Source organism: Treponema sp. OMZ 799 (assembly GCF_024181365.1).
Taxonomy (GTDB): domain Bacteria; phylum Spirochaetota; class Spirochaetia; order Treponematales; family Treponemataceae; genus Treponema_B.
The window spans coordinates 3,032,470-3,041,759 of the sequence record NZ_CP051301.1 but is presented as its reverse complement, the minus strand read 5'-3'; the positions used below and the strand labels follow the sequence as shown (position 1 = coordinate 3,041,759).

The 9,290-nt window shown below is 39.5% G+C and carries 4 protein-coding genes and 2 tRNA genes; 3 read left to right on the top strand and 3 right to left on the bottom strand.

The window, feature by feature from the left end; all coding sequences use genetic code 11:
* Positions 1–165: 165 nt before the first annotated feature.
* From E4O04_RS14065 to E4O04_RS14055, 3 genes are all read left to right on the top strand, one after another.
* Positions 166–3,087 carry a right-handed parallel beta-helix repeat-containing protein gene (locus E4O04_RS14065; protein ID WP_253708810.1) on the top strand — a complete coding sequence of 974 codons (2,922 nt, stop codon included), beginning with the start codon at positions 166–168 and terminating at the stop codon, positions 3,085–3,087.
* Between the two features lie 160 nt (positions 3,088–3,247).
* On the top strand, positions 3,248–6,697 hold the full coding sequence (gene dnaE, locus E4O04_RS14060) for a DNA polymerase III subunit alpha (protein ID WP_253708809.1): 3,450 nt from the start codon (positions 3,248–3,250) through the stop codon (positions 6,695–6,697).
* A 41-nt stretch (positions 6,698–6,738) separates the two neighbouring features.
* On the top strand, positions 6,739–7,320 hold the full coding sequence (locus E4O04_RS14055) for a YggT family protein (protein ID WP_253708807.1): 582 nt from the start codon (positions 6,739–6,741) through the stop codon (positions 7,318–7,320).
* A 1-nt stretch (position 7,321) separates the two neighbouring features.
* Here the strand turns inward: E4O04_RS14055 and E4O04_RS14050 are convergent, their stop codons facing one another.
* The 3 genes from E4O04_RS14050 to E4O04_RS14040 form a co-directional block, all read right to left on the bottom strand.
* The gene (locus tag E4O04_RS14050; RefSeq protein ID WP_253708804.1) at positions 7,322–9,031 is read right to left on the bottom strand and encodes a DUF5312 domain-containing protein; all 1,710 of its coding nucleotides are present in this window, start codon (positions 9,029–9,031) and stop codon (positions 7,322–7,324) included.
* An 80-nt stretch (positions 9,032–9,111) separates the two neighbouring features.
* Positions 9,112–9,183 (bottom strand) — tRNA-Glu (locus E4O04_RS14045).
* An 18-nt stretch (positions 9,184–9,201) separates the two neighbouring features.
* Positions 9,202–9,272 (bottom strand) — tRNA-Gln (locus E4O04_RS14040).
* Between the last annotated feature and the right edge of the window lie 18 nt (positions 9,273–9,290).

Sequence of the window (9,290 nt, the reverse complement as noted above, 5' to 3'; positions counted from 1 at the left end):
CCGGAAACCCAAAATAATTATATTTTTTTGTATTTATACCATGTTTTTTATATACTTTTGCAGTATTATGCTTTATAATTATAGTAGAGTATCATATTTAATTGGGATCCGGCGATAGGGCATAAAAATTTGACATTCGGTTTCTGAAAATGGAGAGGTAACAAAATGCGGAAAAAGTTATTTTTACTTGTAGGAATTTTATTTGTTATATTGGCCGGCTGTGATCAGTTTTTGAGAGATATTGAAAAAGATTTTGAATATTGGGCATCTACAATTATCGTTACGGATACGGCAATCCCCTATGCGGGAATAGATAGCGAAGGCTATCCCTGCCTTTCGAGCGAAAACGATAAACTCATAACAATAAAAATAGTAAATGCGTTAAAATATGAATTTAAAATGCCTACGGATCCGGGAGCTCCTGCCGACATAATAACTTTTGGAAGCGGAGTAATCGGCTCAGGTGCCGGTACCCCCCCCCCCGAGTACAACACGGATTATACTCTTAGCCAAAATGGTGCCGGCCAACTTAATCTGACATTAAAAAAAGCTTTTTTACAAAAAAACGAATGGGGTAAGGCAGACCTAAACCCTTCAATTACCATTTACAGCAAAGAAGGCAGAAAATTTTTAACTCACAGCTTTAAGCTGAGGGTAAACACTCCTCCTCCCAATCTCGAGAAAATAGACTTAGTAAAAACAACCGGAAGTCCGTCATACTATGTTTTATGCTTTAAGGCTGAAGGCATTGGTACAAAAGTAAACGGCTTATTTTTACACGGCGACGGTTATGAAGGTTCCAACAATAAATTAAAACTATTAATACGCAAAGGGAATGAGCCCGAGCAACCGCATGAGCTCGTCTTAACTTCTTCGGGCGTTGGTACTAATAGTACTTTTATAGGGAACGGTGGTTTATCAACGCTGGACGGCAATGCTATGCCTTCTGACGTATCCAACCTTTGGACAATCCGGTATAAAACCGATGTTGTAGTAGATACAGGTGCCGCAGTAAACTATACAATCCGATTAAAGGATAAAAAAGGTCTTGAATCCAATACGGTAACATCAGGGACACAGCTGCCCCATCCTATAATTAAGTTTACCTATGTACATGATCCTGACAATTATATAACCTCAGGTATTTACTCGACCGGACGCGATATAATTACAAAGATAAATGAGACAAATTCCACCGCGTTAAACCCGATAAAAATTTATACGGCATACAACGATACGGTAACATTGGAGGCTTTCGGCACTTATGGCCCCGGAGTTGTAATAAGGGCCGAGCTGAACGGCATTCCGGTGCAATATGCTTCGGATATAGAGCTTACTGCAAATGAGTCCGGAGCGGATTATAAACTTGAACTTTGGGCAGAAGGCGGCGGCTTTACTCCAAGTAAAAAAATAACCTACTATTACAAGGTTTTTAACACAATAAAAGCAACAAATCCCAATATACCTGTATGGGGAATTCTTAAAAAAGCTGTAAACAAACGGGATTCAATAACCATCGATGGTACAATAAAGGCTTCAGATAGTCCCGATAATAACAAGGGAGAAATTATCATACAGTCTGGATCTGCATCTAGAACGGTAAGCATAAAAGGCATAAATAATGCAGCTATTGATGCAGACCGTAAAAACCGCATTTTTTATATGTCAAGCCGGCGGCTGACTCTTAACCTAAAAGATATAACACTTACAAACGGAAAAGCTGACAGAGGAGGAGCTATAAACTGCGGCCAAGGTCCTATAAATTTTAAAGGAGGATGTATAATCAGCAATAATACGGCCACCGTAGAAGGCGGTGCTATACATGGCCGCTCTAGTACCATAAATTTTGAAGGAGGATGTAAGATAAGCAATAATACATCACCTAAAGGCAAAGACATATATTTATACGACAACAGTAAATTGTACATAAAAGACAGAATGACGGTTGATTCCGGTAATCAAATATATATAAAGCCGAGTTCTACCGATTCCTATTCAAAGTTTTATATAACCGGAGAACAGGATATCACTAATCCTATAAACATAAAAATAGATGCTGCTGGTATAGACGAGCTTAAAAATAAGCCGATTATTGAAGGCAGTGGTTATACTCTCAAAGAGGAAGATATAGAAAAATTCGAACTTTACAACAACGGATATATCATCAACCTTGACCATGAGGTTGATGTTGCCGTATTGAGTAAGATATATAATTCCTCATCAATTACTAATTGGGCTCAGCTTCAAAACGCTATCACGAATGCTCCGTCAGGTGCTGTAATTAAATTAGGCCCCGGTACTATAACAGCCGGATCAGATAGTAGTGAACTGACTGTTTCTGGTCCTAATAAAACCCTAACAATAATCGGCAGCAGCAGCGGTACTACCATAGGCGCAGATAATAAGCATCGTGTTTTCGTTATGGAAAAGTCCAACATTAAGCTCAAATTGAAAAACTTAACCATCACAAAAGGTAAACATAATGATGTAGACGGAAAAGGTGGAGCTGGTATATATGTTAAAGCTTACACTACAGGCAGCTTGACATTGGTAAATACGAAAGTAGACTATAACACGGTTAATGCTGCTGCCGGGCCTGTACAACACATGGGAGCCGGTATTATGATAGAAAATGCATCTGTAAAGGTTTTTATAATCGGAGGCTCAATAAGCAATAATAAAATAGATTGCAGCACAACAACATCCACAGCCACGACTGAGCTTCAGGGCTGCGGTTTATATCTTGGGAATAGCTCGACTACGGTTATAAAAGGAAATACTCAGATTAAAAATAACTCTTATACAAAAAGAAATGATAATAAAACTGTAACTTGTTACGGTGCAGGTATATATCTTACCGGCAGTTCAAAACTTACCATAGGGGAAAACGGTGCAGACGATGGCGTTAGTCCTACAATATCAGGTCATAGTCAAGTTTCCGGTACTACCTGTCATGGAACGGCCATAGCTATTGCCGGTGGACGAGTAGACTGGCTAAGCGGCCGAATAATAAATAACGGCGGAAGTACTCAAGCAGTGTACAACAGTGGAGGTACATTTAATGCTAACGGTCACACAGCAAATTAGTTTGGGAATTCGATCCGCGGATTTGATAGCTGAAGACTAAGGCAGAGCCTTCAGCAAAGAGTCAAAGAGCCTTAATTTTTATTTTGATTGACAGCTTGGCCTGTTTTTCTTTTCTCCAAGCCTTGCAAAAAAGAGCCTTTTGTGGTAGTCTTAAAGCCTTATGGCTGTCGATTTTGTTCATCTTCATGTTCATTCGGATTTTTCTCTTTTGGACGGAGCCGCTTCGGTTAAAGGGCTTGCGGCAAAGGCCGAGCAGCTGGGGCAGACTGCCCTTGCTTTGACCGATCACGGCAATATGTTCGGCGTTATAAATTTTTATAATGCCTGTAAAGAAAAAAATATAAAGCCCATAATCGGCTGCGAGTTCTATGTTGCTCCCGAAAGCCGATTTGAAAAAAAAGAAACTCCGGGCGGAAAAAAATACTATCACCTGATTTTATTGGCAAAGAACGAAACCGGTTACCGCAACTTAATGTTTCTTTGTTCCAGAGGATATACCGAGGGCATGTATTATAAGCCCCGCATAGACGATGAAATTTTGGCACAGCACTCCGAAGGGCTTATATGCTTGTCGGCCTGTCTTGCAGGAGAGCTTCCTGTTCTTTTACTAAACGGAGAAAAGGAAAAGGCCGAGTCCCATGTACGCAAATACCGTGAAATTTTCGGTGCCGAAAACTATTTTATAGAGCTTCAAGACCATGGGCTAAAGGAAGAAAAAAAGGCTTCCAAGCTTTTAATTGAAATGGCCCGCAAGGTCGGCGTTCCCTTGGTTCTAACCAACGACATTCACTATATAGAACAAAAAGATTATATAGCTCAAGATATCTTGATGTGTATCGGAATGAAAAAACTCAGAACCGATACCAACCGCATGCAGTTTGAGGGAAGCGAATTTTATTTTAAGTCGGGAGAAGAAATGGCTAAGCTCTTCCCCGAATATCCCGAAGCAATTTTGAACACTGTCCGCATTGCCGAAATGTGCAATCTGGAAATTCCCCAGCCCGGTCCCATTCTTCCGATATACAAAATCCCTGAAGACTTCAGCTCAAAAGAAGACTATATCCGGCACTTGGCTGAAGAAGGCTTAAAAAAGCGTTATCCGGTTATTACCGATGAAATCAAGGAAAGGCTTAACTACGAGCTCGATATAGTTATAAAGATGGACTTTGTCGGCTATTTTTTAATTGTTTGGGATTTTATAAATTGGGCAAAAAATAACGGCGTCCCTGTAGGTCCGGGGCGCGGCTCCGGAGCGGGCTCAATCCTTGCATACTCTTTGAGGATTACAGATATAGATCCCCTAAAGTACAATCTACTTTTTGAGCGCTTTTTAAATCCCGAAAGAGTTTCGATGCCCGACTTCGACGTAGACTTTTGCTTCGAAAGACGGCAGGAGGTAATAGAGTATGTTCGTCAAAAATACGGAGATGAAAACGTTGGTCAAATCATTACCTTCGGAACCTTAAAGCCCAAGGCCGTAGTAAAAGATGTGGGGCGGGTTTTAAATATTCCGCTTGCCGATGTAAACGCCATTACAAAGCTCATACCTCCCAAGCCCCTAACTGACGGTGTAAAAGAGGTTACCTTAAAATATGCTGTTGATGTAGTTCCCGAATTAAAAGAAATGGCCGAAGACCCGCAATACAAAGAGCTTTTTGAAATAAGCATAGCTCTTGAAGGCAGAAACCGCAACTCCAGCCTTCATGCGGCAGGCATAGTTATAGGTAAAACGGTCTTAACCGATTATGTTCCGCTTTATAAGGACTCAAAGACGGGAAAGGTTGCGACACAGTTTACAATGGACTTAATTGAAAACTGCGGTCTTGTAAAGATGGACTTCTTAGGCTTAAAAACCTTAACCCTTATAAAACATACCGAAGACCTTATCCATAAAAGAGGAAAAGAGTGGGAAAAATTCTCTGTCGCCGATATAGACTATTCCGATAAGGAAACTTTTAAAATGCTTAGTGATGGATTGGCTGCTGCAGTATTTCAGTTTGAAAGTCAGGGTATGCAAAATATTTTAAAGCGGGCAAAGCCTTCAAAAATGGAAGACTTAATCGCTTTAAACGCCTTGTACCGTCCCGGGCCTATGGATTATATCAATCAGTTTATCGAATCAAAATTCGATAATTCAAAAATAAAATATCCTGACCCATGCCTTGAAGACATCCTAGCCGAAACCTACGGCGTTATCGTTTATCAGGAACAGGTTATGCAGGTTGCCCAAAGAATAGCTGGCTACTCCCTCGGCCAAGCCGATATTCTCCGCCGTGCTATGGGAAAGAAAAAAATCGAGGTTATGAAAACCGAAAAAGAGAAATTTATTAAGGGTGCAGAAGCGAAAGGTTTTAGTAAGGAAGATGCAGATAGAATCTTTGAAATCCTTATTCCCTTTGCAGGCTATGGTTTTAACAAGAGTCATGCAGCAGCCTATTCGGTTTTAGCCTTTCAGACGGCTTATTTAAAGGCTCATTTTCCTGCAGAATTTATGGCTGCTAACTTAACCAACGAAATTACCTCGACCGATAAACTTCCCGAATATATTGCCGAAGCCGAAAAGATGGGGCTTAAAATTCTTCCGCCCCATGTCAATTCTTCCGATCCTTATTTTAGCGTTTCACCCGACGGGAATATTATTTTCGGTCTTTTGGGTATAAAGGGTGTCGGAATGCAGGCTGCCCATGAGCTTGCAGAAGAGCGCGAAAAAAACGGAAGGTATAAGTCCTTTATCGATTTTTTGGAGAGGAACGATCTTCATACTCAAAACAAGCGTAACCTTGAAGTTATGATTAAAACCGGCTGCTTTGACGGTTTGGGGCAGGAGCGCTCTACCTTGATGGTAAACTTAGACGGTGCAGTTGCCTATGTTTCTCAAAAGAAGGAAAACATGAGCACGGGACAGGGCAGCCTTTTTGAAGGCTCCGGCATAAAAGAGTTTTCGGACTTTGTTTTTGAAAAAATCGAAGAGTTCCCCAAAAAGGAAAAACTCCGGCTCGAAAAAGAATTGATGGGCTTTTATATTTCAGGGCACCCCTTGGATGAGTACCGCAAGGTGATAGATAATTCGGCCACTTTGGATATTTCGCATCTTGCCCGCGCTACCTCAAAAAAGAGATATGTTCTTGTGGGTATGCTTACAGGTGTCAGGCAGCATCAAACAAAAAAAGGCGCAATGATGGGCTTCGGCGCTTTTGAAGACTTAAACGGAACAATCGATTTAGTCTTCTTTCCGAAAACTTGGGAAAAGTACAGAGCTGTCCTTTTGCCTGAAACCGTATGCGGTTTTGCAGGGTCTATCGACAACAGTGACGGAGAATCCCATTCCTTCTTGGTGGACGATGTTTTGGAAATTGATAAATTACAGCAAAAGGCTTTAAGCGAGGTTCATATTGAGCTTGATGAAAATATAACGTCGGCAAAGGAATTGACCGGCTTAAAGGATTTTTTGTATGAGCGCTCAGGGAATTGCGATGTTTATATTCACGCAAAAGATGAGGATAAGGCTTATATAATTAAGGCATCGCCTCAAATTAGAATTCCTTCAACTCCTGAATTTATTGAAGAGTTAAGCATGCAGTTTGGGGTTGAGCAAATTTGGCTTGAATAAAAAAAGGATTAAATTTAAAATATATAGGTAGAGAGGTTTATATGATAGCATCACTTTTTAACACATTGGGTTTTGTAGTAAAGATTTATTCTTATCTTTGTATTATTTATATTTTTCTTTCATGGTTCGGTTCCCATTCAAGAGGCGGCTTTCTTTATGAAATTTGTAATCCTTATTTAAGCCGGTTTAGAAGATTTAAATTTACTCAAATCGGAATGGTGGATTTTTCTCCTATTTTGGCTATCGGTATTTTGTCTCTTTTTGCTAATATACTTTTTCAGATTGCAGATACAAAAACTTTTTCTGTATTAAGGATTGTACTAAACCTTGTGGGTATAGTTTGGTCGTTTTTTTCTTTCTTGCTCAATTTCTTTATTATCATATTGATAATCAGGCTGGTTCTTGATTTTTCCGAAAACTACCGCCAAGGTAATTTTGCTGATATGCTCGATAGGTTTTTGTCCCCTGTTTTTGTTAGAGTTCATAAATTATCCGGCGGAAAATTTATGAGTCTGAGAAAACAGATTATCGTATGTTTAATAGTTTTAATTCTTGTGCGCTTTTTACTGGGAGCCTTCATAGGATCCTTGGGTGTAATGTTTACCTACTTTAGGTTTGTATAACTTATCTGGCTTCGGCCTCAAGCTTTTCCGCTAAGGAGAGGAGGTTTATGCTTGTATGTATTTGTTCCTTTACGGCAGCAACTTCCTCACGGAAACGGCTATTGTTAACTCCGGCTATCACTGCCCAGTTAGTAATAGTTGCGTATAAGCTTGTTTTTCCGCCCCCAAGGATTCCCGTTAAAATCAGTTCAATCGATTTTAGAGCGTCAATACTGGAGGTTATAAGCTGCTTTGCTTCAGACTCTACCGTATGCATCAAGCCCTCAATTTGATTTTTATTTTTTAAAGTTGCAGTTTTTTCTGCACGTATTTTTGCAAATGTTGAACCTATGTCTCCTGTAGGCGATAGGCGGTTTTCAAACTTTTCAAATTCTCCCTTGCGGTGTTCAAGTACATTGTATGAGGTTGTGTACTCGTTTAAATTTTCATGCCGGTAAAAGTTGCCTTCTACCAGGATTGTTTTTAGGGTTTCAGATAGTCTTTCGTTATAAAAGGCATAAAAAAATGTTTTTAAGAATAAAAAAGGAAGTTCTTTTTTGAACTTACATTCTACCCATAAGTTCCGCCATGGACAAAACTTCATGGATTCTAAGTCTCCTACTTTTAAGAGGTTAATCATCTGCACTTTAATGTTAAACTTTTTTTGTTCATATGACCAAGTTGACCATTTTTGATTGAAGCGCTCATACCAAGCCTGCTTAAAGTAAATAAACCAATCTTCTCCGCCTGTCAGTTTATACGGCATCCAATTGATATCCTTTTTGATGTAGCGGGTAATGTCGAGAAGAGGGACTTGTTTTAAAAATATTCTTATTGCACCGAGGGCTTCAATTGCATCTTTTATAAATTCGTCAGCTTCTCTTACCATCCTGCTGTCATCATCTATTATTGTTTCCTGAGCATGCATTAAAAATAAGGCTTGCAGAAGATTATGAGGTATATTTTTTTTGGAATAAAGAATCGATGAAAGGACCTCCATTTCGGGCTGTATTGTAAGGGCCTGGCAGGTAGCGTTTGAATCCGAGATTACATTAAACCTTAACAGGGTCTTATCCAAGGCCAGAGAACAAAAGGACTTCATCCATTCTATGGCCTGCGCACATTGGTACATTTCACTTTTTTCTTCATCGGTTAAATTTGAAAAAACCGAATCTATTTTTCTTAAAAAGCCTGTTCTTATGTTTGAGGAAACTTCCGAGCCTATCTTAATTGAAAAAGGATTTGTTTCTTTCATAAGTCTCTCATATGTTGCGGGAGCAACAAAGGAGCTTACCAGCATATAGAAAGAGCCCTTCCCAGAGTCATATGCGGAAAGAAGAGAGGTAAAAAACAATTGTGTTTTTCGTAAATTTTTTAATTCCGTGTAAAATACGCCTGTATAGATATTTTGATGTATATTAATATATGCGCCGGCCGATCTTTTAAGGTTTTTTGCCATTCTCTTTAAAAGTTCTTCATTATATATTACTTTTAAAGGGATGGAGCGTAAGAAGGATCTTATGGAAAGCCATAAACGTATCAAAAAGGGCTCGCTTGATATGCCTGCACTTTGGTGTTCTCTTATTCTCTCCGAAAGGCTGTCCCTTTCTTCCGGTTGTGCTTCACCGCTGAATTCTTCCATACTGCGCTGAATGCTTTCGAGTAAACTTTGCGTTTCTTCTGTGGATAATGATTTTACTAATTGATCAAATGTTGACAGACTTCTTTCCATATCTTTATATATTATCGTAAATTTTTAAAAATTCTATAGGGTATTGGCAAGACTTATAAGATATTTTTATACGGTTAAATCGGTCCCTACGGGAATCGAACCCGTCTTTTAAGATTGAGAATCTCATGTCCTAACCGATAGACGAAGGGACCAAATATGATATAGAAAAATTCCCCAGGGAGGATTCGAACCCCCACAAGCAGAACCAGAATCTGCGGTGCTACCATTACACAACCGGGGAATGACAGGACAAGAATAT